The sequence below is a fragment of the Flavobacterium sp. genome (genome assembly GCF_023151265.1).
In the GTDB taxonomy this organism is placed as follows: Bacteria; Bacteroidota; Bacteroidia; order Flavobacteriales; family Flavobacteriaceae; genus Flavobacterium.
Map to the genome: position 1 here is coordinate 1 of NZ_JAKLJH010000221.1, position 2,048 is coordinate 2,048.

General features: G+C 34.9%; 2 protein-coding genes. Both read left to right on the top strand.

Translation table 11 applies throughout. The annotated features are described in order from the left end of the window. Window positions 1-379 precede the first annotated feature (379 nt). Window positions 380-1,393 carry a S41 family peptidase gene (locus L6Q46_RS13755; RefSeq protein ID WP_291284788.1) on the top strand — a complete coding sequence of 338 codons (1,014 nt, stop codon included), beginning with the start codon at window positions 380-382 and terminating at the stop codon, window positions 1,391-1,393. 99 nt (window positions 1,394-1,492) lie between these two features. After that, entirely contained in the window at window positions 1,493-1,690 is a 198-nt protein-coding gene (locus L6Q46_RS13760; RefSeq protein ID WP_363315886.1) for a hypothetical protein, read from the top strand. Window positions 1,691-2,048 lie beyond the last annotated feature (358 nt).

Here is a 2,048-nt window from a genome sequence, read left to right on the forward strand (position 1 = left end):
ATGGTAATGTGAATAATTTATCGATAATGACAACTGATAAATGGACTGAAGATAAAAAAGTTGAATTTTTAAAAGGATTGTACATAAAGAATTAAAAATAAACTGGTGCCAACACATGGTAGAGTTCATGCGGGTTTCAGCGGTTTGCGAGCGTTGGCAGCTCGTAAACAAAGCAGGTAGTAAAATGATAAGAAACAGCTTCGAAATCCCACACGAAACCCTACCATAAAACGTTGGGTGCAAGGCTAAAACGACACTGTAAAAAACAAAATTGACATTGAAAAAAATAATTACCATAATTTATTTTTTGTTTTGCAAGACAATTTTTGCACAACAAACTTGCGACTGCGAGCAAGAATTTCTATTCGTAAAAAATTATATGGAAAGAAATTATGCGGGTTTTGCTGACAAAATTGTCAATGCTAATAAACAAACGGAATATGACGCATTTTCAAAAGAAATGCAACAAAAAACAAAGGACGTAACACAAACAGGCTATTGTCGTTTTTATATTCAAAATTGGCTGAATTACTTTAACGACAAACACGTTTATTTAATGCCTAATCCTAAAAAAAAGGCAACATTTGTTCCCGAAACCATTATGCTTTCGTCTGAAAAGATTGATGAATTAAGAAAAAAAACACAAGACGATATTGAGGGAATTTATTTTTCATCAAGCAAAAACTATGAAATTGCTCTAATTAAATCGCCAACTAATTTTCGTGATTATGCAGGTGTCATCATCAACTCGCAAAATAAAAATTGGACGGCAGGAATGGTAAAATTAGAGTTAAAGCAAACTGCCGAAAATAATTTTGAAGGCATTTTATATTATGCTGATTACAGCCCTAATTTTCAAAAATATGAAATCAAAAACGGTGCATTTAGTAACGGAGATTATTTAAAAGAAAATGCGAAAACAGAAAAACCACAAGGATTTGAGCCATACAACGACATTGAAACTTCTAACACAGTTGCCGCTTACAGAGATGTAAATGACAGCACAGCATACATTCGCATAAAATCGTTTGACGACCACTTTGCCAAGAAAATTAAATCAGTTGTTAAAGCAAACGAGAAAAAATTAAAGACAAAACCATACTTAATTATAGACCTGCGCTACAATGGTGGAGGCAGTGATTTTTCATACAGTCCACTAATGCCATATATTTACACTCAACCTATAAAAAAAGTGGGGGTTGATGTGTATGCAACACCCGACAACGCACAAGCGTGGCAACGTGTCATAGACGACAACCCAAAACTACCTAAAAGCGTAAGAAACGACATTTCGGACATTGTTGCAAAAATGAAAGAAAAGCCCAATCAAATGGTAAATATTTTTGAAGACCATACCGACACTTTACAAACATTTTATCCGACAACGAAATAAGTAGTTATCTTAATTGACGAAGATTGCGGAAGTTCAACGGAACAATTTTTAATAGAAGCACGACAAAGTTCAAAAGTAATTCTTGCAGGACATCATACTATGGGAGTTTTGGACTATTCCAATGTGCGAATGGTTGACTTTGAATGTATGCCTTTGACATTAGGTTATTCAACAACACGTTCACGTAGAATACCAAACGAAGCTATTGACGGAAAAGGTGTTCAACCAAATGTAATTTTAGACTTTAATTCAAAAGAGTGGTTCAACGAAGTATTGACAATATTAAAACAAAAATAAGCCCAGCACCCAACACGGGTTTGGCGTCAGGCGGGCGGAAGTGCTTCGTATGAAATTTTGTGCTATATTTGGCATTGGTTCTTCGTATCAGCGTTAGTGCTAAAATCCCGCCCGAACGCCAAGCCCCGAACCGTTATCGGCAAGCATTAAAGACATTACACCACACAATATAGTTGACTAAAATGATAAACCATGTTGCCATAAAATCATTAGCTGTTTTAACGCAAAAAATTGCAAACACAACTGTCGTATTACATTTTAAGGAAAAACATCCCGAGACCTTTCGATTTATAGCTAACAGACTTACTTTAAAAAAATTTTCAGGACTACCCCTTACATTTTTTAGTGTTGCAATTAT